Raw genomic sequence first — 25991 nt, 5'->3', positions numbered from 1 at the left:
CCGCAGTGTGCGTTATAGCGCACTGCGGATCTTTGCTGCGAGCGCTTCGAGTTCCGCCGCATCAGCCATCTCGCGCGCATGCATCTTGAGCGGCTCGTCGGCCCAGCGCGGAATCACGTGAAAATGCACGTGCGGCACCGTCTGCCCCGCCGCCGCACCATTGAACTGTCCGATGAAGAGCCCCTGCGGTTCGAGCGTCTTGCGCAGCGCGAGCGCGACGCGCTTCACCGTTTTCATACATTCAGCCGCGCCTGCTTCGGACAGTTCGTAGAACGTTTCCGCCTGCTCCTTCGGCAGGACAAGCGCATGGCCCTTCGATTGCGGCATGATATCCATGAACGCCAGCGTCGTATCCGTTTCGCACAATCGGATACACGGCATTTCGCCGCGCAGGATTTTCGCAAAAATGTTCGATTGATCGTAGGCCATCAAAAAACTCCCGGCTCGCGAGCCTGTTTATCGGATGTTATCGGATATCGGATTACCGTAGACGCACGATTCTTACCGCTCGGGCGCGATCGTGCAAGCAATCCGGCTCGCAGCGCCGGTGCCGGGACTGGCGCGTCTGCGCCGGCAAATACTCCGGCGCGGGCGATCCGGCTCGACGGGGCTCAGCGCGGCAGGAGCGAGCGCAGCGCGACCGACCGGTCCGCAAGTTGCGCGGCGTTGAGCGTGACATCCGCAGTCATCAGCCGGCGACACACGGCAATTTCGCTTCCCGCGTTCACCGCAGCCGCAGCCCGCAGCCGGCCCTCCGGGTTCAGCGCGAACACGCAGAACGCGTGCTCGTGCGGTGCGCCGCGCGCGACCAGCGTTTGCCCGCTGTCGAAAAGACCGATTGTCTGCAGGTTGCAGTCGTACTGATCCGACCATAGCCACGGCCATTGCGCATAGGTATGTGCACCGCCGAGCATGTTCGCCGCAGCAATGGCTGGCTGGTTTTCCGCGACCTGCCACGATTCGACCCGCACCGGCTTGCCGACGAGCGGATTGAAATGCCGCGTGACCTCGCCGGCAGCGAAAATCGCCGGATCGGCGGTGCGGCACTGTGCGTCCACGCACACGCCATCATCGACCGCGAGCCCGGCCTGCGTCGCCAGCTCGACGTTCGGCGTAACGCCAATGCCGGCGACGATAACGTCCGCGTCGAGCGCGCCCATGCTCGTATCGACGACGCTCGCGCCATTCGCACCGCGCCGGATCCGTTCGGGCAACGTACAAAGCCGCACGTCGACGCCATGCCGCGTATGCAACGCGAGCGCGAACGCACTGACCGCCTCCGGCATACCGCGTTTCAACAAACGTTGCGCGGGTTCGATCAGCGTCACGCGACAACCGAGCCGCACCGCGGAGGCTGCGACCTCCAACCCGATAAAACCACCGCCCAGCACGGCGATGCGCTTGCCAGGCAAAAGCACCGCGCGCAATGCGCGTGCATCGGCGATAGTGCGCATGTAATGAACCTGCACATCCGGATCGAGCGGCCCCGTGAAATGCCGCACGCGCGAGCCGGTCGCGATCAGCAGGCGCGCGTATCCGACGCTCGAGCCGTCGCTCAGCCGCACGCGCCGCGCAGCGCGCTCAATCGCGTCGACACGCACGCCGAGCCGCGACTCGATGCGCCGGTCGCGATACCACGCGGCATCGCGCATGAATGCGCGCCGCTCGCCGTCATCCCCGAGCAGCGCGTCCTTCGACAGAACGGGCCGGTCATAAGGCAATTCGGGTTCCGCACCGATCAGCACGATCCGCGCGGCCGGATCGCACTCGCGCAGCGTTTCGGCCGCGCGCCGCGCCGCATGGCCGCCGCCCGCGATCAAGTAAGGATCAGCCGTCGACATGGATCTCCACCCGAGCGTCGACGATACGAATCGGATACGTGCGCACGGGCGCCGTCACCGGCGGGCATTGCGGCGCACCGGTTCGAATATCGAAACGCCCCTGATGCAACGGACATTCGACGCAGCCGTCCTCGACAAAACCTTCGGACAACCGCGCATGCCCGTGCGTGCACAGATCGTGCAACGCAAACACGTCGTCGCCAATCCGGAATACGGCCACCGGCGTGTTGCCGACGACGCGCATCGCCGGTTCGTCTTCGATGAATTCGTCGAGCGCGCCAAGCGGCTGCCATGCGGCGACGGTTTCATTACTCATGCTTCGAACTCCTGGTCAGATCAGATCGGCGTCGCGAGCAGCGTCTGCACGCGAGACGTGTCGTAAATCACGCGCTTCTTCTTGTAGCGCAGCCCGGCGGCCGTGCGCACGACCGTGTCGCAATACTTGCCCGCCTGATAGACGTTCGATTCGCCGTCGCTGCGCGTCTGCACGACGACATAGCTGCTCTGCGTGTCGATTTCAGCGTCGCGCTCGCCGACGATCGTGAACCCCGACGTCATGTGCCGGTACGTGTGCGCATCGTAGATATTCGCGTGACGCAGCGACACGACGCGATCGCGCAGCATCCGCCGGTTTGTGCAATGAACGATGCCGATCGGCAATCCCAGGTCCGCGTTTTCCTTAGGAACGATTTCATACAGGCAATCGTCGGTGAAAAACTCCGGCCAGCGCTCGAGCTGATCGTTGTCGAGAGCAGCGACGTAGCGCTCCTGCAGCATTCGCAGTTCGAGCCACAGCCGAATGTCGTCGGTGAGATCCGTCATGTTCGCCTCCCGCTCAATAGCCCATCAGCTTTTGGTAGCCGACCCAGAATTTGCGGATCAGGCTCTCGGTGATCGCCGTGTCCTGCTGATCCGGATCGCCGCGCGACATCTCGATCACCGAAGCCGCTTGCGCATCGCGCACCGTGCCGCGCTGGACCAGTTCGGTCGCCTCGGTATCCTCCATCGAGATGTAGCCCGCCGGCCCGACGAGATTCGCCTGTTTGATCCGCAACGCGCGCAGCTCGGGAGTATCGTCCGCATAACCGAAGAAGTGGAAGATCAGCTCGAAGTTCTTCGGCCCCTTCGGCAAGAGCTGCCGTGCGACTAGCGTATTGTGGATCTGCTGGATCACCAGTTGCGGAAAGATCGGCTGAATGTGATTGGTCGTATCCTCGTCGTATTCGGAGACCAGCGCGAGAATCGAATCGTCCTCGAGCGAAAATCCTTCGTCAAACGAACGGATATGCTGCTGCTTGTATGCGCGCGCGGTGTCCTCGTCGTCGCGCGTCTTCGTCATCGTGATGATGCTGTGCAGGCCGTGCGCCGCGTCCGGAATCGAGCGTGCCTTCATCCCGACTCGAAAGATGTTGAACGTCGTATGAAACAGATGCAGCATGCTCGCGTGGTACGGGTCCTTCACATTCTCGAAGTACAGTTTCCAGTTCGATTTCGAGTATTGCCGCGTGCAGCCGAGATACTCGATCGGCTTATGAAAGATCCGGTCGATCCACGGCCGCATCTGCGCACCGAGGTAGTCGGGCAGCGGCGCGACCTCGTCGCTGAATGTGGCGAACACGAGCCCGCAATAGCTGTCGACGCGCAGCTTGCGCAGCCCGTGACGCTTCGGATCGAAATCGGCGGGCATCCCCGCCATGCCTTTCTGTCCGCGCCGGAACGGCACGCCGAGCAGATTGCCTTGATTGTCGAAACTCCACTGATGATAGACGCACGTGTGTGAGCTTGCGTTACCGCGCGCGCGGCGGCAAATCTGCGCGCCGCGGTGCGCGCAGCGGTTCACCCATGCGGCAAGCGCGCCGTCGTCGCCGCGCGTGACGACCACGGGCGTATCGCCGACAAACGTGCTCTTGAAGTCGCCCGCACGTGGAATTTCCGCTTCGAGCGCGACGAAGCTCCATGTCGGCCCGCGAAAGATGCGCTCTTGCTCGCGCTCGTACACGGCCTGCGAGCTGAACACTTTGTATGGCACGCGCGAGCCGTCGTCGTGCGGAAACCGCACATCGGACGAATCGGCGCGATCGACCAGCGATACCGGCGATTCGGTCAATTCCATCGTTGTCTCCTGTCAAGGCGGTCGACAAGCCACCCGATGGAATCCATTTTTGAAAAGCCAGAATCCGGCGTCTATCCGAAAAATGCGCGCCATGCGCGATTGCGGCGGTGCAGTATCCACTTTCGGCAGCTTTTCAAGGTACGATGCGCATTAGATTTGCCGTCCGGCCGACGAACGACGTTCGAGATGCCGGCGCGCCATGCGAGGCAACCGGCCATGTCCCCCATCCCATTCGAGCCGCTCGCGCTGCGCGAGCACAGGCTGTTCGAATCGCGCGATCTCGACGAAACGCGCGAGCGCATCTCGCGCGTGATGCAGCCGCACGCGCTGCTGCCGGGCGGCGCCGCGACCGGGCCCGCCCATATGGACTTCGTGCGGCTCGGCGGGCTTGGAATCGGCGCGATCGCGTTCGGCGATGCGATGCAGGTGCGCGTCGATGCAGTTGACGGCTATCACTTGCTGATGTTTTGCCTCACGGGCCGCGCCCGAGTGCGCGCGATGGGCCGCACGTTCGACGTCGACACCCGCACCGGCGTGTTGTGCGCGCCCGGTGAACCGTTTGCCGCGCAGCTATCGGCTGATTGCGAGCAGTTCGTGCTGCGCATCGATGCCGCCGCGCTTGCCGCGTGCGTCGGCGACGCGGCGACGGCGCTCGAGCCGGTCATCGGCGTCGGCGACTCGTCGCTGAGCGCGTGGATGCAACAGCTCGCGCTCGTCGCACGCTCGCCGCAGCTACTCACCTGCGCGCGCGTGAACCCGCGCGTGGCTACGCGGCTCGAACAACTGCTGATCGACCTGTTGATCGACGGCCATCCGCCCTGCGCCGTGCCGGCGCGGCGCGCCGGCACGGCGCCCGGCTTCGTTCGGCGCGCGCAGGCACTCATCGATGCCCAGTTCGCGCAGCCATTGCAGCTCGCGGATATCGCCCGCGCAGCGGGCGTCCCCGAACGCACGCTGCGGGACGGCTTCGTGCAATTTTGCGGCACGAGCCCGATGCAGTATCTGCGCCAGGTTCGTCTCGATCACGCTCGCGAATGGCTGCTGCACTCGGCGCCGGCCAACCGGCGGATCGCCGAAATCGCGCTCGATTGCGGATTCACGCATCTCGGCCGTTTCGCCAATGCCTATCGCGAGCGGTTCGGCGAGCTGCCGTCAGCAACGCTAGGCGGCGCACGCGACGGCTGATCCGGCATGCCGTGAACGGCGGCACACCATCCGCCGCGTTCGCCGCTCTGCCAAGCAACCGGCACGCACGAAGCAGCATCCGGCGCCGCCGCGCTGCGACGACAGCCGGCCTGGTCACGCCATCCGGCCCAAACGGATGGCCACAAGCATTTGCCGCGCACACCGAACAGCGGAGCAGCCCAGCTCACTGCAAGACCGGAAGCCCCAGGCGCTCCCTATTTCGACAACTGCGCATCAATACAAGGAATGCGGCGGCCAACCCTGCTTCGGCAGGCATCAAGCCGGAAGCTCGCATGCCTGCTTGAGAAGGCTGCGCAATGCACGGTTGGCGGGGTCCGTACCAAAGCGCGGATGCCATGCCTGCGAGATCAGCACCGGCGGTGTCGCCACCGGCAGTTCGCGCGTACGCATGCCGTGCCGGGCGGTTTGCGTGAGCCGCTCCGCGACGCAGGCGACCAGATCGGTCTCCCGCGCGACCGCCAGCGCCTCCGCGAACGTCGGCGTCACGACGGTCACGCGCCGCGAATGGCCCAGCACATGGAGCATGTCGTCGACGGGCCCCGTCGTGCGGCCGCGCCGCGAAACCGTCACGTGCTGATAACGGCAAAAGAGTTCCGGCGTGATCGTCTCGGCTTGCTCGAGCGGATGCCCGACGCGAAACGCCGCAACGAAGCGGTCGCGAAACAACGCCTGACGGACGATCTCGGGCCCAATATCGGCAATCACGCCGACATCGAGATCGATCAAACCCTCGCGCAGCGACTCGACGTCTTGCTGGCCTTGCGCCTTGAAGCGCAGCTGCACGTTTGGCGCCGCTTCCATCAGCAACATCAGCAGCACCGGGCCGAAACTGCTTACGAAGCCGTCGTCGGCGCGAATCGTGAAGGTGCGCGTCAATTGCCGTAGATCGAACGTCTCGCCGTCCTGCAGCAGCGCGCGCGCCCGCTCGACGATTTCGCGCGTCCCCTTGCGCAGCGCCAACGCGCGCGGCGTCGGCACCAGTACGCGGCCCGCGCGCACGAAAATCGGATCGCCGATCATTTCGCGAATCTTGTTCAGCGTGCGGCTCATCGTCGGCACGCTGAGATTCATCCGTTCGGCCGCGCCCGTCACGCTGCCCTCGGTCAAGAGCGCATCGAGGGCGATCAGCAGATTCAGATCAAGTGGTTGTTGCATGCCTTTTAGGATCGAAATCGTTTCCTCGAACCGCCCGGCTCGGCCGGACGGGTGAACGCCGCGATCGTGGCGAAGGCGCGGCGTGCCAATTGTCGTGAAGAGAACCGTAGCACGAACTTGACTTGCGATAACTGAAAAGTATGTTTTCGTCGTAGATCATTTCTGAAAATCAACGCCGTCGCTAACCTCCGGAACGTAAATCGAAATTCAATAGAACGGAGTCACCAATGGTTGGCGAAGTATCGCTTCGGGAGGGCCCGGAACCCAAGCGCACGCTGGCGCACCGGGCGGCCGCCATGATCGTCGGCGCGGCAGTCGCGTCGCTGTCCGGCTGCGCTGCTGACATTACCCCACGCACGACGCTCGTTGCACCCGGTGAAAGGGACGCGGGCGCGAACATCAGCGAAGCGGCACGCGCCGCCCGCGCGGCTCAGGCCATCGATACCGCAGGCTGGTGGAAAGCCTACGGCGATCCGCAACTCGACACGCTGATCGCTCGCGCCACCCAATCGGCGCCGAGCATGACGCTCGCGGTGGCACGCGTCGAACAAGCGCAGGCCGAGCTTGGCGCCGTGTCGTCGGGCGATCTGCCGTCGCTGAATGGCAACGGCGGTGCCCTCGTCGAGCATTTTCCCGATCACTACACCTATTCGTCGCAATACGCGGGCAGAGGCGGCAGCGAAGGCCGCCTGACGCTCGACGCGCAGTACCGGCTCGACTTCTGGGGTAAGCGTCGCGAAGCGAAGGCCGCGGCCCAGGAGCGGCTGCGCGCCGCGCAAGCCGAGCAGGCCGACGCGCGCCTGCTGTTACAGACGGCGATCGTCGAAGCTTACGTCGGCCTCGATATCGCCTATAAGGTGCGCGACATCGCGACAAACGCCCTATCGCGCCGCCACGGCGTGGTCGATCTGCTGAAGCTGCGCGCGAAATCGGGGCTCGCCACCGACATCGACGCCGTACAGGCACGCGAAGCCATCACCGAGACGCGCAGCGAGATTCAGCGGCTCACCGGCGAAATCGCGCGGCGCCGCAATCAGCTTGCCGCGCTCGCGGGCGAAGGCCCGGCGTTCGGCGAACAGCTCGCACGGCCTGCACTCGCGAACTTGGCCGACCCCGCACCGCTTTCGCCGATCCCGGCCACACTGCTCGGCTACCGGCCGGATCTCACCGTCGCGCGCGCGAACGTGGAGGCTGCGATGCATGAAATCGGCGTCGCGAAGGCTGCGTTTTATCCCGACATCGACCTGATGGCGTTCGCGGGCTTCAAGAGCCTCGACGTCGGCCAACTATTGCGCCCGGGCAGCACGGCCCTCGGTTTCGGCCCGGCAATCACGCTGCCGATTTTCGAAGGCGGCTTGCTGCAAAGCAACCTGAAGCGCCGCACGGCCCAGTACGACGCAGCCGTGAGCATTTACAACCAGACCGTTGCGACAGCGCTTTCGCAAGTAGCCGACGGCATCGTGACGCTGCGCGCCGAGCATGCGCGCAAGCTCGATGCCGACGAAGCGCTCGCGCATTGGCAGCGCGTGGTCGGACTGCAACAGGAGCGCGAACGGCAAGGCCTCTCGAGCAAGCTCGACCGCATCGCGACCGAGACGGCGCTGCTGCTCTCCGAGCGCCGCGTGGCCGAGCAGGATGCGCGCATCGCGCTTGCGCAGACTGCGTTGATTCGCGCGCTCGGCGGTGCCTGGAGCCCGTCCCGCCCCCATTCCGACCATACGACCACATCGATCGACCATGAGTGATACCACCCAAGCCCAAACAGTTGAACAGCGCACCGTCCAGCGCAAAAAGCGCCTGACCGTCATCGCCGTGGCCGTCCTGATCGCAGGCGGAGCATGGTTCGCATGGGATGCGCTGTCGAACGGCGCCGCGCGCACGACCGACGACGCGTATGTCGGCGGCCGCGTCGTACAAATCACGCCGCAGGTAAGCGGCACGGTAACGCGCATCCTCGCCGACAACACCGATCGCGTCACGGCGGGCGCACCACTCGTCGAGATCGATTCGGCCGATGCGCGCATCGAGCTGAGTGCCGCCGAAGCGCAGCTCGCCCAGGCAGTGCGCGCCGTGCGCGGCATGTACGCAGCTGACGCACGCTACGATGCGGACGTGAAACTGCGCCGTGCCGAACTCGACAAAGCACAAGCCGACCTTGCCGCAAGGCGGGCGATCGCATCGGCCGGCGCGGTGACGGGCGAAGACGTGCGGCATGCCGAAGTCGCCGTGCGCGCCGCGCAAGCAGCGCTCGACTCGGCTCAGCAACAGCTCGTGCAGGCGCGCGCGCAAATCGACGGCTCGACGATCGAATCGCACCCCGCCGTGCAATCCGCCGCGCAACGCGTGCGCGCCGCCGAACTCGCCCTGGCTCGCAGTGTCGTGCTCGCACCTGTCTCGGGCATGGTTGCGCAGCGTGCCGTGCAGTTGGGCAAACGCATTGCGCCCGGCGACAAGCTGATGTCGGTCGTACCGCTCAACCATCTATGGGTGGACGCGAACTTCAAGGAAGTGCAGCTCAAGGGCGTATGCCCAGGCCAGAAAGCAACCATCACGGCTGACATCTACGGCAAATCGGTCAAATATCATGGCGTCGTCGCCGATATCGAGGCCGGCACCGGAGCAAGCTTCGCACTGCTGCCCGCGCAAAACGCAACCGGCAACTGGATCAAGGTCGTCCAGCGCGTACCCGTGCGCGTGTTGATCGATCCGAAGGATCTGGCCGCGCATCCGTTGCGCATCGGCATGTCGGTCGAGGCAGAAGTGATCGCCGACAAATGCGACCCCGCGGCGGCCGCAGCGCGTCACCCGCAAGTCGACGATGCAGCAGCGATTTACGCGGCGCAGCAGGCGCAAGCCGAAGTGCGCGTGCGCGAGATCATCGCCGCAAACATGGGGGCGAAGTGATGTCGGCCGCCGCTCAACCGGCCGCGGCCGGGCCGGCCGCCAAGCAGTCCATTGCGCCGCTATCGGGTTCGACACTGATCCTTGCCACGCTCGCGCTCGGCCTCGCCTCGTTCATGGCCGTTGTCGACATCACGATCGCAAACGTATCGGTGCCGACGATTTCCGGCAATGTCGGCGTAAGCTCGGACGAAGGCGAATGGATCATCACGTCGTTCGCGATCGCGAACGCTGTCTGCATTCCGCTGACAGGCTGGCTCGGCCGGCGCTTCGGTCAAGTGAAGCTGTTCGTGGCGTCGCTCGCCGCGTTCACGCTCGCCTCGGTGCTCTGCGGCCTTGCTCCGACGTTCGAGACACTGCTCGCCGCGCGCGTGCTGCAAGGCGCGGTATCGGGGCCGATCGTGCCGCTTTCTCAGGCCTTGCTCGTGGCCGTCTTCCCGCGTGATAAGCAAGCGCTCGCTGTTGCGATGTGGGCGATGACGAATATGGCCGGCCCCGTGGTCGGTCCCATGCTCGGCGGCTGGATCACTGATGAATACAGTTGGCCGTGGATCTTCCTCGTCAACGCGCCGGTCGGCATCTTCGTAATCGCAACAATCACGATGTTGCTGCGCGGGCATGACACGCCGACCGTCAAACTACCGGTCGACATCATCGGTCTGCTCTTGATCGCGATTGGAATTGGCTGCCTGCAAGTGACGCTGGATCGCGGCCGCACGCTCGACTGGTTTGCATCGCCCTTTATCTGCGCAACGGCCATCGCAGCCGTTCTGGGCCTCGTGGTCCTTGTAATCTGGGAGCTTGGCGATCCGCATCCGATCATCGATCTGCGGCTGTTCAAGCACCGAAACTTCGCCGTCGGCACGATCGCCGTCGCAGCCGGCTTCGGGCTGTACTTCGCCGCGCTCGTGCTCGTGCCGCTGTGGCTACAAACCAATCTCGGCTACAGCTCGACTTGGGCCGGCCTGGTCACCGCACCGATGGGCGTCTTCGGAATCCTGCTTGCGCCGTTTCTAGGCAAGTGGGTAAGGCGCGTCGATGCGCGGTTCTTCGCGAGCCTTGCCTTCATCGCATGGGCGGGCGTGGCCTGGTGGCGTTCGACCATGACGACTGACGTCGACGCCGGAACGGTTGCGCTGCTGTGCTTGGCGCAAGGCATCGGGATCGGCTTCTTTTTGACCCCGCTTGTCAGCTTGTCGCTCGTCGGCGTGCCGCCGGAGAAGATCGCAGCAGCCTCGGGGCTGCAAACGGCGATCCGGATGATGTCGGGCAGCCTCATCGCATCGCTCGCGCAAACCTTCTGGGATCAGCGTGCACGCTTTCACCAAACCTACCTCGTGCGCACGCTCAACGCCCTCAACGATCAGACGGCCGCAAACGTGGCGGAATTGAAACGCGGCGGCTTCAGCGAGGATCAGGCGTGGGGCGTGATCAACCGTCAACTCGATTTGCAGGCCCACATGTTGTCACTCAACGATTTTTTCTATTTTTCGACGTTTGCCTTCCTCGCTGCGCTCGCGATCGTTTGGCTCGCGCGCATGCCGAAAAAAACCGCCTGAATTTACGATCTCACTAGCCTCCCATGAACGCCTTCACGTCTTTCAAGCAAAAAAACCGCACGCTCGTACCCGTCGAGGTTGTGCAAATTCGTGACGTCACTCCGTGTATGCGTCGCATTTCTATCATCGGCGAAGGGTTGCGCACGATGGAAGTCTATCTGCCCGCGCAATGGGTGAAGCTGTTCGTGCCGACCGACCACGACGGCAAGATCGGCCGCGCATACACGATCCGCGATTTCGATGCCACTGCCGGCCGGATGGATATCGATCTCGTTCTGCACGGCGACGAAGGGCCCGCGACGAGATGGGCGGTTAATGCGCGGCTCGGCGAGACGATCGAGGTGGCGGGTCCGCGCGGCGGTTACGAAATCGATGCGCATGCAATGCATTTCACGTTGATCGCCGATGCCACCGCGTTGCCGGCAGCCGCCTCGATCCTGTCGCGGCTGCCCACATCGTCCAGCGTGCGTATCATCATCGAGGTCAACGACGCACGCGAGGAGCAGATGCTGAAGTGCCGCGCACCCGTGACAGCTCATTGGCTCCATTCGGGGCGCCAAGCGCCGGGCACAAGCGGGCAAATCGCAGCATTCGTGCGCACACTTGCGCTCGACCCGATCGAGCACCGCGTTTGGGTAGCCGGTGAATCGTCGATGGTACGAGACGTGCGCGACCATCTGATGAAAGACCGGGCATTTGCGCGCGGCGCAATACGCTCGCAGGGCTATTGGAAATTAGGCGAGGCCGATCATCGCGACCGAGATTGATCGCTCGGCCGGCTCAAATCAAGTACAAGCGGGGGAGGAACTGCGCGACGATCGCAGCCCCGCCCCACGACGGCAGTACAAATTCTATGCGCCGGCATCGATCGCGAACGCAGCTGGTGGCCCTACTTGCGCAAGCCATCGCCGATAGCAGCGCGCTCCATTTCAAGCTCCAGGCCAATCGGTTTCAGCAAAAGCCGACATCGATATCAGTTCGATCTCGATGCAGACGCGCGCACCCCACAGCCGGTGTACACCAGCAATCTTCCAATACAAAAAGCAGCAACGGGCAACGCAGCCGATTTGATTATTCAGGAGTCCGGCCATGAAGCCGGTACTGTTCACAAAGAGACGAATTCCCGATACCTGGTAACGGGTTGAACGTCATCTCATGCATAGTGAATTTTCGTTGTTTTTATCTAAAAAACAGGGAAATATCATATTCGAAAATAGATAAATCCAAAAAAAACGATATGCATGAGCTGGGCCAAATACCCTTGAGTATCGAATGCCGATCACAAAATGCGAGTAGCGGGTGTTGCCAAACGGACGATAGCGTCATGAATGTCGGCTGTTTAGTGCGGATACGGAACATCGCTCCCTTCATTCGTCATCAATCATTTCCTTCGTCAACGCGTACGAACCATATAGACAGGGCAAACACGGCCACTGTGCCGCGATCATCACGTTTTCTCAAAATGCGAGTTGCTCAATCTGCTTTGCATAAATACACTGCAATTCGTCGAACATAATATTTCTTACCAAGCAATCGTCACTGAATCGAGATCATCGGCACAAGACCGCGGACTCGATGCAGGCAGTGTCAGTCATGTGCTGCGCGCCGTTGCTATTTCCATGCAAGTCGTTCATTGCGCCTTTCATTCGGCGCGGCTTCGTCACGACTGTATATGGTTGACGAAACATTCATTCGAGGAGGAGTGCTTGAAAAACGATTCGATTTGCCTGCCGGGTTCCGACGCACAGGCAAGCGACATCGTCATATACACAGGCGACGAATATCTCGTGAGCCTGAATGACGATCGCGAAGTCTGGCTCAATGGCGAGCGCGTCAAGAACGTGGCTCATCATCCGGCGTTCAGAAACTCGGCCAGGATGATCGCTCGCTTTTACGATGCGATTCACGACGAATCCCGCCGTGAAATTCTGACGATTCCGATGGACGACGGAAGTGGCTTTCGCTGTCACCGGTTCTTCCAGGCGCCGCGTTCGGCCGAGGAACAATTGGCCGCACGTGATGCAATTGCCGAAACCGCACGCCTCAATTACGGTTGGATGGGGCGCACGCCCGATTTCAAGGCCGCGTGGATCGGCACGTTCGGCGCAAACCGCGAACTCTACGGCGAATTTCAACACAACGCCCAGCGCTGGTATGACCTTACGCGCAAGCGCCTGCCGTTCATCAACCATGCCGTGGTGAATCCGCCGGTCGACCGGCACAAAGACCCGAATCACTCCGATGTCTTCGTGCACGTGGACGAGGAAACCGATGGCGGCCTCATCATCAGCGGCGCCAAAGTCGTCGCAACAGGCGCGGCGCTCACGCACTACACGTTCGTCGCACACTACAACGTCGTCTATCGCGACAAGAAATTCTCGCCTGTGTTCATGGTCCCGACGAATGCGAAGGGCGTGAAGCTGATTTGTCGCCAGTCGTATGAACTCAATGCATCGCGCACGGGTACGCCGTTCGATCACCCGCTATCGAGCCGCATGGACGAGAACGACTCGATCCTCGTCTTCGATCGAGTATTCGTGCCGTGGGAAGACGTATTCATGTATGGTGTCGAGCAATCGAACCGCTTCGTCGAGCATTCCGGCTTCTTCGGCCGCACGCTGATGCACGGCTGTACGCGTCTTGCGGTCAAGTTCGATTTCATATGCGGCCTGTTCATCAAGGCGGTTGAAATGACCGGTACCAGCCAATTCCAAGGCGTGCAAGGCGCGGTTGGCGAAGCCATCGCACTGCGCCACATGCTCTGGGGCTTGTCCGATTCGATGGCCTGGCGCGTGGAGCCGTGGAAAGGCGACTTCGTGCTTCCCGACACGGAATCGGCGCTCGCTTATCGGGCGCTCGCGGCAGACTCATATAGCCGATTGATCAATCTGATCCGCAAGACTGTGGCGAGTTCGCTCATCTATCTGCCTGCGCACGCGGACGATTTCCGTCAGGCCGATGAACGTTCGTATCTCGATCGCTACGTGCGCGGCGCCGACGGCGTCGATGCCGTCGAGCGTGTGAAACTGATGAAACTGCTATGGGATGCGACCGGCTCCGAATTCGCGTCGCGGCACGAACTCTATGAAATCAACTATTCGGGCAGCTACGAAAAAAGTCGTCTCGACACGTTGAACGTGGCGCGCGGCAGCGGACGCACTGAAAAGATGACCGCGTTCGTCGATCAGTGCCTCAACGAATACGATCTCGACGGATGGCGAGCCTTCGATCTGCGCCACGCAACAGCCACCGGCTGATCGAGACTCTGTTTATCTTCTCGAACGTGTGCGCGGCGCAATGTCGTACGCACGTCAACAATCGGCACGTGATGCCGCCGATCGGAATATGAGGAATTGGGCCGTGCACGATAGAGAACGGGAAGTCGCTGTCGTAACAGGTGCCGCAAGCGGTATCGGAGCCGCGAGCGTGCGCGCTTTGGACCGCCAAGGATACGACGTGGCCTGCATCGATCGCGATCGAGCCGCACTCGACAATTTACTCGGCGATATCGGGGGGCGTCATCGATCGTTTTGCGTCGACGTCTGCGACGAAAGCGCGATCGTCGATGCATTCGCGCAAATCATGCGTTGGCGCGGACGCATCGATGCGCTCGCCACGTGTGCGGGCGTTGTCGATACGACGGAATGGTCGAAGCTGTCGACGGAACGATTCGTCACCGTGATGAACGTCAACGTGCTCGGCACGTTTCTCGCCATCCGCGAGGCAGCGGCATCTATGCAAGCCGGCTCGCGTATCTGCACCGTATCTAGCGTCGCGGGCATTCGCGGTGGCGGCCTCGCCGGTACTGTCGCCTATGCGGCAAGCAAGGGCGGCGTGATTTCGATGACGAAGACACTCGCACGCGAGCTGGGGCCGCTCGGCATCACCGTCAATTGCATCGCGCCGGCTGTAATTCGCACGCCGATGCTCGATCGGACCGCGAAAACGGCCGGACAAATCAAACGTTTTCGCGGCATGACGGCGCTGCACCGTGAAGGCAGCGCGTCCGAAGCCGCGGAGGCTGTCACATGGTTCCTCTCAAAGCATTCGTCGTTCGTCACCGGCACGACGCTGCCCGTCGACGGCGGGCTCACGATGCTTTGAAATCCTATGTATGGTTCGCATGTCTTCCATTCCGGAGCATAGATGGCTATTTCCACTGATAATCCCTTTTCGCTGATGCGCACGTGGTACTTCGTCGCGGGTGCGGATCAGCAAGCGCTTCGGGATGCCGGCATAACCGGCGCCGATGTCGTGATTCAAGAACTCGAGGATTTCACACCGAACGATCTGCGCGCTGCCGCACGCGGTTACGCCCGCGATGCGATGGAGCGTTGGCGGCGGCAAGGCGCGATACCGGGCGTGCGAATCAATCCGTTCACCACCTGCGGGCTCGAGGATCTCGAGAGCGTAATGCCAGCGTTACCGGCCGTCGTCATGATGTCGAAGGTCGAGACGACGGAACAGGTCGAATCGCTCGATGCCGAAATCGGCAAATGGGAACACCGCCTCGGCATTCCGATCGGCTCAACGGCAATCGTGCCGAATATCGAAAGCGCGCTCGGTATCGTCAATGCAATCCCGATCGCGCACGCAAGCGCCCGCGTGCATGCGATGCTCGTCGGCACCGAAGATATGGTCGTCGATCTCGGCGCAGATCGTTCCCGAGAAGGCACGGAATTGTTTCATCCGCGCGCGCGCTTCCTACTCGAATGCGCGGCGGCCGGCGTACTCGCGATCGATTCGCCTTATACATTCTCGGACGAAGCGGGCGCCAGCGCCGACATGCTCTGGGCACGCTCGATCGGATACAACTCGAAGGCCGTGGTGAACGCGCATCTCGTCTCGCTGACGAACCGCGGATTCACGCCATCGGACGAAAAAATTTCGCTCGCCCGTCGACAGATTGAAGCGTTCGAGACATCGCTAAGTGCGGGCATGGTGCGTGCGGAAGTGGACGGACTCGTCGTCGAGCGGCCGAGCTATGCGTCGGCGCGGCGGTTGGTTGCACGCCACGCGCAGTTGTCGGAGCGCGCCGCATCGCGGGCGATTATGCGCGGTTGACGAAGGGTGCCGGGTATGCGGCACATGCCGCATGTCCAGCGTCGAAGTCGGTTTGGCGGCCGCTCGCGGGCGCGAGCGGCCAAGGCGGAGCGAGCGTGAATCAGCTCGCTTCGGCGCGCAACTGCCCAGCGGCCGTCATCGCATCCTGGCGCCGATCGCCGAGAAACGGGTGCACGGTGTCGCCGGCGCGATCAACCGGAGTGTACCTAAGAAACCCGAGGATGATGCGCACGATCGAACGTTCGATCTCATCGGACGCGAATTGCCACGGAGGATCGATCACAGCCGCATGCACTAGCGATTGCGCGACCTGAAGCAAGGTCCATGCGGCAAGATCGAAATCGATGGCGGCAATCTCGTGCTGGTGTTTTTCGAGCAGCGTGCGCAAACAGCACAGGATTTGAGTGTCGGCAGGACTGTCTGCGATCGGCGTGTCGAAGAAGCGGAATTCCTGTTCAAGCACCTGATGCAACGCAGGAGCGCTCTCGTGTTCCGCCATCATCGCACGCACGATGGCTTCAATGCTGTGCTCAAGATCACTCGATCGAGCAGCAACACATTGCTCGATCGCATTGCGCATCTGAATGGCATGCCGCTCGTGCAACGCGGCAACCAGCGAACTCTTATTCGGAAAATATTGGTAGACCGAACCAACGCTCACGCCGGCGCGTTCGGCCACCATATTCGTCGTCATACAGGCATAGCCGCGTTCGGCTAAAAGCTGGGCGGTCGCCTCGAGAATCAGTTCGACCGTCTGCGCGGATCTTGCCTGCCTCGGGCGCTTGCGCGGTTGAGGAAATTCTCTCATGAAGATGCTCCTGACAAAATGCACCCGCTAATTAAAGCGAGAAAGGACTCCAAACCCATTTGGTGACCTGCATCACGGATTTGCGTTGACGGATCGTGAGCGGCCTCGATTCCCGAATAGAAAAACCGTCAAATATGCGATAAAAATATCGTCATTTTATAGTTCGCAATAGCGTCAATTTTATGTAGTTATGTCAGTTACGCGCCCGGCTCTCGGCACACGAGCATGATCTGTAGCTGATCATATTGTAGCGCAAAGAGACGGTCGGTCCATTGATAAAAAATTAAGCCACCGATCCAATATTTTGCGTGTATCTCCGATGTTATCCATGCTCATAAAAGTCGGCGTATCGCACCGTCTTATAATTTGTATGACAATATTAAATTAATAAAACCGCCAAAATCAAATGCGAGCAAAAATTTCGATCAATGCTTTTCCGGAGCAGCATAAACCTTTGTGCGAACACACGGCGCATGTTCAGGCCATCGCTGATAAACACCTGCCAACACACACGACGGCCAACGGAATATTCATAACTATCTGAAACACAACACGGATTTCGAAGGATCGGCGTGATGCGGAGCATACCTAACGATTGCCCGAGGCGGAATGAGGCAATAGAAATTCACACGCGGCAAATGCGAGTTGCTGACAGCATGCCAACTCCATACCATGCGCGACAGGTGCATCGTATATTTTAAGCACCACTCGCAATCACGCCCGATTCAAAAATGGGTCCGCGTGAATTTCTCATCAAATATCAATACGAGACAACCATGAGCGAAACCGGCTATACGACACATATCGAGGTTAAATATCGGGATACGGACTCGATGGGTCATGTCAGCAGTCCTGTGTACTACGATTATTTGCAGCACGCCTACTTGAGCTATATGTTCGATTTGCTCAAGTTGCCTCGCAACCAAAAGCTTCCACACATCATGGTCAAGACTTCTTGCGAATACGTGCAGCCGGCATTCTTCGGCGATGCATTGTCGATCGAGAGTCGCGTGATCAAGTTCGGTACAAAAAGCTTCGAAATGGAGCATCTGATGCGCCGCGACGACGAACAGAACTCGATCGTTGCAAGGGGATCATCGACGCACGTGATGTTCGATTACGAAAAAAACTGTACCACCGTCATTCCTGAAGACTTCAAGAATCAGGTTCAGTCTTATCAGACACGCTGAACGACCGTAGCCTGCGGTGCGGCGATGCTAATCAAACGGGAGCAAAGAGGAGCATATGCATTTCAATTGGACGGCTGAGCAATTGGCCATTCGCCACCAGTACGCAGCGATCGGCGGCGAAATCGCCCGCGCAGCGGCCGAGCGAGCGGAAGGATTCGACTATGACGGCTGGAACAGATTGCGCGACGAAGGACTCTGGCGTTTGATCGTGCCGGCAGACTATCCCGCCAGCAACGAGAACTGGTGGAATTTCACGGCGGCACTGGAAGGCTTGTCGTCGGCGATCGTCACGCCGGAACTGTTGCTGTCGGTAATCGCGCAAGCCGGCATGGTGCGCGCGCTCGCACGGCATGGCACACCGGATCAGCAAAGCCGCTATCTCGATGCAATCCTGCGCGGAGAAGTCAGCGCAACAGGCATCGCGGAGTTGACCACTGGCACCGACGTGCGCAGCATCAACACTTCGCTGACAGAGGTTGGCGGCGAGTATCGCCTGAACGGCAACAAGTTCAACATCGCACATGCACCGATCATGGACTTCGCGTTGATCGTCTGCCGCGCGGGCGACGCGGATACGAACAACATCACGCTGGTACTGCTCGACAAAGGCGCGCCGGGCTTCACGCCGGGCCGCATCGACGACAAGCTCGGCAATCGCAATCTACCCACCGGCGCGCTGCATTTCGAAGACGTCCCAGTGCGCAAGTCGCAGGTGTTGGGCATACCCGGCCGCGGGCTCGGCACATTGATCGACATCATCTCGCTGGGACGCTTGTATTACGGTCTCGTCGCCGCGCATTTAGCCGAGCCCGCGCTGCGCGACGCGCAACAGTACGCCGCGCATCGTGACAGCTTCAAGAGCACGATCGACCAACACCAGTACGTGCAAAAGCGCATCGTCGATATCCGTATCGGCATGGAACGCTCGCGCTGGCTCGCGTATGGAGCGCTTTCGCAATTGCTGGACGGACATCGCGAAGCGCTGCTGTCGTGCTCGATCGCGAAGCTCGTCGGCGCGGAGGATCTGATCAACGCCGCGACAAGTCTCGTCAAGCTCTACGGCAGCCTCGGCTATCACAACGGCAAGGTCACCGAACTGATGAAAAACGCGCTGGGTTTCGCCAGCGTCGGCGGCACAGAGGAAATGCATCGCAAGAATATTTTCAACCAGATGCAGCGTCTGGCCGCGTGATCCGATGTTTGTGAGCGGCGGCAGGTACGCCGCCGCTCATATCGATCACGCGTCGAACTTCAGGAGCAGAACATGTCTCTAGCGCTCAGAGATCGAGAAGCGGTAACCGCGACGAAAATCGTCAAGCCCGCCATGCTGAAAGAAATCTTGCCGCGTGGCACACGCCAGCGCCAATGCGTAATCGAATCGCGACGTGCAATAGCGGAAATCCTGCACGGCGCAAGCGATCGGCTGCTCGCGATCGTCGGCCCTTGTTCGGTGCACGATCCGCACGCTGCGCTCGAATTCGCCGAGCATCTCGTCGACGAGCGGCGGCAGTTGGCCGACGACATCGAGCTTGTGATGCGCGTCTACTTCGAGAAGCCTCGCACCACGATCGGCTGGAAAGGGCTCATTAACGATCCGTTGCTCGACGGCAGCTTCGAGATCGAACGAGGGTTGCAAACGGCGCGCCAACTCATGCTAGACATCACCGGCATGGGGTTGCCGATCGCAGTCGAGTTCCTCGATTTGACCACGCCTGCCTACTTGTCGGATCTCGTCAGCTGGGGCGCCATCGGCGCGCGCACCACGCAGTCTCAGGTACACCGCGAGCTCGTATCGGGCCTGCCATGTCCGGTCGGCTTCAAGAACAGCACTGAAGGCAGCGTGCAAGTACCGATCGATGCGATCCGCGCCGCCAATCAACCGCATCGCTTCCTTGCAGTCGACAGCGACGGTGAGCTGGCAAAGGTGACGAGCGCGGGCAATCGCGATTGCCATCTCGTGCTGCGCGGCGGCAAGCAGCCCAACTACGACGCATGCAGCATCGATACGGCCGTGAGCGCTCTGAAGGCTGCCGGCTTGCTCGCCCGTGTCGTCGTCGACGCGAGTCACGGCAACAGCGGCAAACGTCACGAAAATCAATTGCTCGTTTGCGACAGTCTCGCCGCGCAGCTTGGCTTCGGCGACGACCGAATCGCAGGGGTGATGATCGAATCCAATCTCGTCGAAGGACGTCAGGACGTCGAACCAGGCAAGCCGCTCGTCTACGGCCAAAGCATCACGGATAGCTGCATTGGCTGGAGCGACACCGTGCATTGCCTCGACAAGCTCGCACATGCCGTTCGCGAGCGACGCCTCGTGCGCATGCTCGAAGACGCTGCGTCGGTCGTCCGGTTCGCGGCGGCATGAACGGCAGACCCGAACACGGACGTCATACGCGCGCCGCATCGCATCCGTGCGGCCTTGTCCGGCCGCGGACGAGGCCATTGATGCGGCGTGCTTTCACCGAACGGAGCGCGAAATGACCGACCTATCCATTGGGCGCGCGCCGACGCCGAACGACGAGATCGCTCGGCATCGCACCGCCATCATGTCCATTGATGAACGATTGATCGCATTGCTGAACGAACGGCTCGATCACGCACAAGCGATCGGCCATGCAAAGCGCTCGATGGGCGAGCGCGTGCACCAGCCTGTGCGCGAACAGGAAATCCTGGCCTCGCTCGACGAGTGCAGCTCGGGGCCGCTTGCGCATTCACACGTGCGCGCGATCTGGACCGAGATCTTTCGCATTAGCCGCACGTTGCAGGAAGGGCCGACGGTTGCGTTTCTCGGGCCGGCCGGCACCTATACCGAAGACGCGATGCACACGCATTTCGGTCATAGCGTGCAAGCGCTGCCGTGCGACAGTGTCGATGCTGTGTTTTACGCGATCGACGCAGGCTCGGCCCGCTATGGTGTGGTTCCGATCGAGAATTCCACCGAAGGGACCATCATGCGCACGCTCGATCTCGTATTCGACAAATCGATGCAGATATTCGCCGAGGTCGCGCTGCCGATCTCGCATTGCCTGATGTCGGCCGATGGTCGGATGGATGACATTGCGAGCGTCATCGCGCATCCGCAAGCGCTCGGACAATGCCGCCGTTGGCTCGATGCGAATCTGCCGCACGTCGAGCGCACGCTTGCGGCCAGCAATGCGCACGCGGCGCAGTTGGCAAGCACCACGCCGGGCACGGCCGCGATAGCCAGCCGCCGCGCGGCCGCGCGCTATGCGCTGACAGTGCTTGCAGCCGATATTCAAGACGAGCGGCTCAACAGCACGCGGTTTTCGATCATAGGCAAGCAAGCTGCTGCGCCACGCGACGACGAGCGCACACTCATCGCCGTTGAGCTTGAAAACGACACAGGCGCGCTCTTGCGCTGTCTCACTCCGTTCGCGGCGCGTTGCATCGCCATCACTCGCATCGATTCCCGGCCGCTCAAAAGCGAACTTTGGGCTTACCGGTTTTTCATCGAAATCGGCTGCTGCCGACATCACCCCGACCTGCTCGACGCGTTGCACGAGCTACGTACCGTCGTCACGTCGCTGCGCGTGCTGGGCGCATATGCGGCGACGGCCAGATCCGGCGAACAGCACGCGCAACACGGAATCAAAATCCCTGTGGCGCTGCACGCAATCAATCAGGATTCCTCTCATGCAAACTGAATTTGAACGGACCGCGCGACGCGTGAACGCGATCTTCACTGGCTATGACACGCGTGCGATCGTCATGCTGCGCGCCTGCCCGGCCTTGTTGCGCGACAAGGATGCGTTGCGATGGTTCGCCCGCGTGCGAGAAAGCTATGCAGACGAACTCGAACTGCTATTGCTCTACTCGCCGCCGAACAGGCCATGCAGCGTAACGGGCGAGCCAGCCGCATTAGGAGCCAGCAGTTGGCCACTACGGCTGGATTCAACAGGCACGGGCGAAATCGTCTGGCCCGCGTCCGATGTGTACTGCCCGCTCGCCGCACAGATCGGACGCATGCGTAACGGCACGCAAGCCGACACAGCAACGGTTTCGACCTGGACGTTATGCGAGCCGCCGCAGGAATCGGACGGCACGGGATCGAGCGCGCCGCCAACCTTTCTCGAAGCGCTCTGTGCGTCGCGCCAGGTCGGTTGGCTGCTGCCGTTCAGGCCGGACGCGAGCGCCGAGCAGTTGGCCGCGGCGGCGCATCTCGACGTCGGTGACTTGTCACGTTCGGTGATTGATTTGAGCGCAATCGAAGCGATGACTAGCGCGACCATTGCAAAACAGGCGCATCGGGCCGTCTGCGAACTTGTGACGAGCGAGCGAGCGCCGTGCGGCATTGCACTGGGGCCAACGGCATCTGCGGGACTTGCGCCGTCAGACGCACACGCATGGCAGGTCGACGCCGTCGAGGCACTGCTCGACGAAATCGCCAATGCAGTGACGACGCGTTGGGTTACGGCATTCACGCGTTCGGCATTCTCATTGCGCTCGCGGCTCTGATTCAAGGACGCGTTCGCGTCAACGAAAACCGCATGCCGGCCAATAAAAATATGATGCCCTCGCCCGGCAACACCAAGCCGATGACAGGCTGGCCGAGCGCGCCGAAACACAAAGGCCACAGCGACGCCCCGACATTCTGCAAAATCGTTCGCAAACCGATCACCCGCCCGACATCCCGTTGCGCCGCGACGTCATGAACCAGCGCGAGAAGATTCGGCTGCGCCATACCGAGCGCAAGCCCTAAAAATACGGCGAGCACGCACATCGCCACGAAACTCGTGTGCCACGGATAAGCAGCAAAGCACATACACGGCTTCCCGATACGCAATATCGGTATCGTTTGCGACCATACCGAAGAAATCGATTTAATAAAAAATTCATCAACAATCCGAAAAAATCAACCCTCCTTTCTTTCCATGAAAGGATTCATACCCATTATCGAATGCATCTGCTGAGCGATGCTGGAGACTGTCTGGTCGAATTAACTCGGAAAGCGGGCAGCGCTTCACTGGAGCGCGAACGATACGCGGTCGATCGAAACCGCTGCGAATTCGGTTCGGCGACCACGGTTTCCGAATGTCGGTTAGCCCCAAACCGGCCGCACGGCTACGGTCTTGTGCGACTGCCGATGTGAGCCTGGCAAAAAAATGGGCAGCTGCCCCGGCGCTGGCCGGCAGCAGCTGCCCATGTGCGGCTCATGCAGAACCGCTGTGCGACGCAACAATATCGCTCAACGCGACATCATGTTCATACTGACGTTATGCATGACCCACATCGAGCCAACGATCAGGATTCCTACGGTCACCACCGTATAACTGAACGCCACCACATTCCAGCGCTGGCTCGACGACGCATTCATATGCAGAAAATAAATCAAATGAACGACGATCTGCACGAACGCAAGCGCCGCAAGCGCGACAATCGATTCGCGTGGCGGCAGCGCACCGCTCAGCACGAGCCCGAACGATGCGGCCGTCAATACAATCGATAGAATAAATCCGGTGATATAACCGCCCACGGTACCGTGCGCTTCGCCGTCGTGAGAAAGATGCGAATCAGCCATTTAGATCACGCTCGCGAGATAAACGAAGGTAAAGACGCAAATCCAGACGATGTCGAGGAAGTGCCAGAACAGGCTCAAGCAGGTAAGCCGGCGGATATCCCGCTCGGTCAACGCTGGGCGGCGCAGCGCCTGAAATGCGAGCACGGCCATCCACAGCAAGCCGGTGGCAACGTGCAGGCCGTGCGTGCCGACCAGCGTGAAGAACGACGACAGGAACGCGCTGCGCTGCGGCCCCGCGCCTTGTCCAATCAGATGCGAGAATTCGCGCAGCTCCAGCACGAGAAACCCCGCACCGAGCAAGAACGTGATGGCCAGCCAACCGAACAGCGCACCGCGTCGTCCACGTTGCGCACCGATCATCGCCAACCCGTATGTGATGCTGCTGACGAGCAGTAGCGCTGTCTCCACCGCCACGCCGGGAATGTCGAACAAATCGGCCGCGCTCGGGCCGCCCGCATACTGCCGGCCGAGCACCGCAAACACCGCGAACAGCGCGGCAAAGATCACGCAATCCGTCATCAGATACAGCCAGAAGCCGAATACAGAATGAGACGGCGGATGATCGTGGTCGTGCGCATTGGCGTGCTCTGCCGCGCTCAAGGATAGATATGCCATCAGTTGGTCTCCAGTTCGACGTTCACCGGCCGCATCTTGCGTGCACCGCCCAACGCCTCGATCTCGCGCACCTCGTCGGCCGGAATGTAATAGCCTTCGTTATCGTTCGAGCTATAGACGATCACCGTTGCGACGACGCCGGCTAGACCGGCAATCACGAGCCACCAGATGTGCCACACCGCGGCAAAACCGAGCACCAAGCTGAACAACCCGACGAACAAGCCAGCACTCGTATTCGACGGCATATGGATGTCGCGATATTCCGATTGCTTGCCGATACCGAGGCCGCGCTCCTTGCGATACGCATATTCGTCGAGTTCGTGCACGACCGGAATCGTCGCGAAATTGTAGGCCGGCGGCGGCGACGACATCGCCCATTCGAGCGTGCGGCCATCCCATGGGTCGCCCGTCAAATCGCGGTTCTCCGGCAGATGACGATCGCGGATACTGACGACGAGTTGCAGCAACTGGCACGCGATGCCGATCGCGATCAGCACGGCGCCCGCCGCCGCGACGATCAGCCAAGGATGCCAAGCGGGATTGTCGTAATGGTTCAGGCGGCGCGTCATGCCCATGAAGCCGAGTACGTAGAGCGGCACGAACGCAACATAGAAGCCGACCTGCCAGAACCAGAACGACGCTTTGCCAAGCTTTTCGTTCAGCTTGAAGCCGAACACTTTCGGGAACCAGTAGTTAAAGCCCGCGAGATAGCCGAACAGCACGCCGCCGATGATCACGTTATGAAAGTGCGCAATCAGGAACAGGCTGTTGTGCAGCACGAAGTCCGCACCTGGAATCGCCATCATCACGCCTGTCATCCCACCGAGCGTGAACGTCACCATGAAACCGATCGTCCAGAGAATCGGCGTCGAGAATTCAAGCCGGCCGCGATAGATCGTAAACAGCCAGTTGAATACCTTCACGCCGGTCGGAATTGCAATGATCATCGTCATGATCCCGAAGAACGCGTTGACGTTCGCGCCCGAGCCCATCGTGAAGAAATGATGCAGCCACACGAGAAACGACAGCACCATGATCGCGCAGCTCGCGTAGACCATCGTCTTGTAGCCGAACAACGGTTTTTTCGCGTAAGTCGCAACGACCTCCGAGAAGATTCCGAACGCAGGCAGGATCAGGATGTACACCTCGGGGTGTCCCCAAGCCCAAATCAGGTTCAGGTACAGCATGGCGTTGCCGCCGGCATCGTTCGTAAAAAAGTGCATGCCGAGATAGCGGTCGAGGCCGAGCAGCGCAAGTGTCGCCGTCAAGATCGGGAACGATGCCATGATCAGCACGTTCGTGCACAACGCCGTCCATGTGAACACCGGCATCTTCATCAGCGACATACCGGGTGCGCGCATCTTCAGGATCGTTACGAAAAAATTGACGCCCGTCAGCAACGTCCCGACGCCGGATATCTGCAACGCCCACAAATAGTAGTCGACACCCACGCCCGGACTGAACTGTAGTTCGGATAACGGAGGATAGGCGAGCCAGCCCGTTTGCGCGAATTCCCCGACGACAAGCGAGATGTTGATCAGGATCGCGCCGACCGCCGTCAGCCAAAAGCTCAACGAATTGATGAACGGAAACGCGACATCGCGCGCACCGATCTGCAGCGGCACGATGATGTTCATCAGACCGACCATGAACGCCATCGCCATGAAGAAGATCATGATGACGCCATGCGCGGTGAAGATCTGGTCATAGTGATGCGGCGGCAGATAGCCAGGCGCATGATACGCGAGCGCAAGCTGCATGCGCATCATGATCGCGTCGGCGAAGCCGCGCAACAGCATGATCAGCGCGACGATGATATACATCACACCGAGTTTCTTGTGATCGACCGTGGTCAGCCATTCGGTCCACAGCCATTTCCAGCGGCCGGTCACCGTCAGCGTGCCGAGTATGCCCAGCACGACCAAGCCCATGAAGGCGCCCGCGCTCATGATGATCGGCTGATCGAACGGGATCGCCGAAAGTGTCAGTTTGCCGAACAT

Annotated in this window: 24 protein-coding genes; 13 read left to right on the top strand and 11 right to left on the bottom strand. The window is 61.0% G+C overall.

Annotated elements, in window-relative coordinates; all coding sequences use genetic code 11:
- Positions 1–12 precede the first annotated feature (12 nt).
- The 5 genes from BSIN_RS06825 to andAc form a co-directional block, all read right to left on the bottom strand.
- Positions 13–429 carry an HIT family protein gene (locus tag BSIN_RS06825; RefSeq protein ID WP_069235503.1) on the bottom strand — a complete coding sequence of 139 codons (417 nt, stop codon included), beginning with the start codon at positions 427–429 and terminating at the stop codon, positions 13–15.
- Positions 430–611: 182 nt separating this feature from the next.
- Entirely contained in the window at positions 612–1841 is a 1230-nt protein-coding gene (gene andAa / locus BSIN_RS06820; protein ID WP_089339925.1) for an anthranilate 1,2-dioxygenase system ferredoxin--NAD(+) reductase, read from the bottom strand.
- Positions 1828–2157 carry an anthranilate 1,2-dioxygenase ferredoxin subunit AndAb gene (andAb, locus tag BSIN_RS06815; RefSeq protein ID WP_089339924.1) on the bottom strand — a complete coding sequence of 110 codons (330 nt, stop codon included), beginning with the start codon at positions 2155–2157 and terminating at the stop codon, positions 1828–1830. The genes andAa and andAb overlap by 14 nt, the downstream gene beginning before the upstream one ends.
- Before the next feature lie 20 nt (positions 2158–2177).
- Entirely contained in the window at positions 2178–2663 is a 486-nt protein-coding gene (gene andAd, locus BSIN_RS06810) for an anthranilate 1,2-dioxygenase small subunit AndAd (RefSeq protein ID WP_089339923.1), read from the bottom strand.
- 13 nt (positions 2664–2676) lie between these two features.
- A complete protein-coding gene (gene andAc / locus BSIN_RS06805) occupies positions 2677–3954 on the bottom strand; it encodes an anthranilate 1,2-dioxygenase large subunit AndAc (RefSeq protein WP_089339922.1) in 1278 nt (425 codons plus the stop codon).
- Between the two features lie 216 nt (positions 3955–4170).
- Here andAc and andR point away from each other — a divergent pair, with 216 nt between their 5' ends.
- Positions 4171–5139: an anthranilate 1,2-dioxygenase regulatory protein AndR gene (gene andR, locus BSIN_RS06800; protein ID WP_089339996.1), complete on the top strand. Its 969-nt coding sequence runs from the start codon at positions 4171–4173 to the stop codon at positions 5137–5139.
- A 276-nt stretch (positions 5140–5415) separates the two neighbouring features.
- On the opposite strand, the gene BSIN_RS06795 is transcribed toward andR, so the two are convergent.
- Positions 5416–6315: a LysR family transcriptional regulator gene (locus BSIN_RS06795; RefSeq protein ID WP_089339921.1), complete on the bottom strand. Its 900-nt coding sequence runs from the start codon at positions 6313–6315 to the stop codon at positions 5416–5418.
- 227 nt (positions 6316–6542) lie between these two features.
- On the opposite strand from BSIN_RS06795, the gene BSIN_RS06790 reads away from it, so the two are divergent.
- The 7 genes from BSIN_RS06790 to BSIN_RS06760 all read left to right on the top strand — a co-directional run bounded on the left by BSIN_RS06790 (position 6543) and on the right by BSIN_RS06760 (position 15839).
- On the top strand, positions 6543–8060 hold the full coding sequence (locus tag BSIN_RS06790) for an efflux transporter outer membrane subunit (RefSeq protein WP_089339920.1): 1518 nt from the start codon (positions 6543–6545) through the stop codon (positions 8058–8060).
- Positions 8053–9219 (top strand): HlyD family secretion protein, encoded by a 1167-nt coding sequence (locus BSIN_RS06785; RefSeq protein ID WP_069235496.1) that lies wholly within the window; start codon positions 8053–8055, stop codon positions 9217–9219. Before BSIN_RS06790 ends, BSIN_RS06785 begins: the two co-directional genes overlap by 8 nt.
- Entirely contained in the window at positions 9219–10775 is a 1557-nt protein-coding gene (locus tag BSIN_RS06780; protein ID WP_089339919.1) for a DHA2 family efflux MFS transporter permease subunit, read from the top strand. Before BSIN_RS06785 ends, BSIN_RS06780 begins: the two co-directional genes overlap by 1 nt.
- A gap of 23 nt (positions 10776–10798) precedes the next feature.
- The gene (locus tag BSIN_RS06775; protein ID WP_089339918.1) at positions 10799–11542 is read left to right on the top strand and encodes a siderophore-interacting protein; all 744 of its coding nucleotides are present in this window, start codon (positions 10799–10801) and stop codon (positions 11540–11542) included.
- Positions 11543–12481: 939 nt separating this feature from the next.
- Positions 12482–14032 (top strand): 4-hydroxyphenylacetate 3-hydroxylase family protein, encoded by a 1551-nt coding sequence (locus tag BSIN_RS06770; RefSeq protein WP_256583642.1) that lies wholly within the window; start codon positions 12482–12484, stop codon positions 14030–14032.
- Between the two features lie 40 nt (positions 14033–14072).
- Positions 14073–14879: an SDR family NAD(P)-dependent oxidoreductase gene (locus tag BSIN_RS06765; protein WP_089339916.1), complete on the top strand. Its 807-nt coding sequence runs from the start codon at positions 14073–14075 to the stop codon at positions 14877–14879.
- Positions 14880–14921: 42 nt separating this feature from the next.
- Positions 14922–15839, top strand: coding sequence for an HpcH/HpaI aldolase/citrate lyase family protein (locus tag BSIN_RS06760; protein WP_089339915.1), 918 nt, complete (start codon positions 14922–14924; stop codon positions 15837–15839).
- 100 nt (positions 15840–15939) lie between these two features.
- Here the strand turns inward: BSIN_RS06760 and BSIN_RS06755 are convergent, their stop codons facing one another.
- Entirely contained in the window at positions 15940–16647 is a 708-nt protein-coding gene (locus BSIN_RS06755; RefSeq protein WP_089339914.1) for a TetR/AcrR family transcriptional regulator, read from the bottom strand.
- Between the two features lie 776 nt (positions 16648–17423).
- Here BSIN_RS06755 and BSIN_RS06750 point away from each other — a divergent pair.
- From BSIN_RS06750 to BSIN_RS06730, 5 genes are all read left to right on the top strand, one after another.
- Entirely contained in the window at positions 17424–17837 is a 414-nt protein-coding gene (locus tag BSIN_RS06750; RefSeq protein ID WP_059515569.1) for an acyl-CoA thioesterase, read from the top strand.
- Between the two features lie 55 nt (positions 17838–17892).
- On the top strand, positions 17893–19029 hold the full coding sequence (locus BSIN_RS06745) for an acyl-CoA dehydrogenase family protein (RefSeq protein WP_089339913.1): 1137 nt from the start codon (positions 17893–17895) through the stop codon (positions 19027–19029).
- A gap of 72 nt (positions 19030–19101) precedes the next feature.
- A complete protein-coding gene (locus BSIN_RS06740) occupies positions 19102–20202 on the top strand; it encodes a 3-deoxy-7-phosphoheptulonate synthase (RefSeq protein ID WP_089339912.1) in 1101 nt (366 codons plus the stop codon).
- A 112-nt stretch (positions 20203–20314) separates the two neighbouring features.
- A complete protein-coding gene (gene pheA, locus BSIN_RS06735) occupies positions 20315–21502 on the top strand; it encodes a prephenate dehydratase (RefSeq protein ID WP_159935888.1) in 1188 nt (395 codons plus the stop codon).
- Positions 21492–22313: a hypothetical protein gene (locus BSIN_RS06730; protein ID WP_089339910.1), complete on the top strand. Its 822-nt coding sequence runs from the start codon at positions 21492–21494 to the stop codon at positions 22311–22313. The genes pheA and BSIN_RS06730 overlap by 11 nt, the downstream gene beginning before the upstream one ends.
- A gap of 1 nt (position 22314) precedes the next feature.
- On the opposite strand, the gene BSIN_RS06725 is transcribed toward BSIN_RS06730, so the two are convergent.
- The 4 genes from BSIN_RS06725 to cyoB all read right to left on the bottom strand — a co-directional run bounded on the left by BSIN_RS06725 (position 22315) and on the right by cyoB (position 25991).
- The gene (locus BSIN_RS06725; protein ID WP_143757366.1) at positions 22315–22620 is read right to left on the bottom strand and encodes an MFS transporter; all 306 of its coding nucleotides are present in this window, start codon (positions 22618–22620) and stop codon (positions 22315–22317) included.
- Between the two features lie 423 nt (positions 22621–23043).
- Positions 23044–23376, bottom strand: a complete 333-nt coding sequence (gene cyoD / locus BSIN_RS06720; RefSeq protein WP_089339909.1) for a cytochrome o ubiquinol oxidase subunit IV — start codon at positions 23374–23376, stop codon at positions 23044–23046.
- A complete protein-coding gene (gene cyoC / locus BSIN_RS06715) occupies positions 23377–23991 on the bottom strand; it encodes a cytochrome o ubiquinol oxidase subunit III (protein WP_059515295.1) in 615 nt (204 codons plus the stop codon).
- On the bottom strand, positions 23991–25991 hold the full coding sequence (cyoB, locus tag BSIN_RS06710) for a cytochrome o ubiquinol oxidase subunit I (protein WP_089339908.1): 2001 nt from the start codon (positions 25989–25991) through the stop codon (positions 23991–23993). The genes cyoC and cyoB overlap by 1 nt, the downstream gene beginning before the upstream one ends.

Source organism: Burkholderia singularis (assembly GCF_900176645.1).
Taxonomy (GTDB): domain Bacteria; phylum Pseudomonadota; class Gammaproteobacteria; order Burkholderiales; family Burkholderiaceae; genus Burkholderia; species Burkholderia singularis.
The sequence above is the reverse complement of the archived record's forward strand: the minus strand, read 5'-3'. Positions and strand labels throughout refer to the sequence as shown.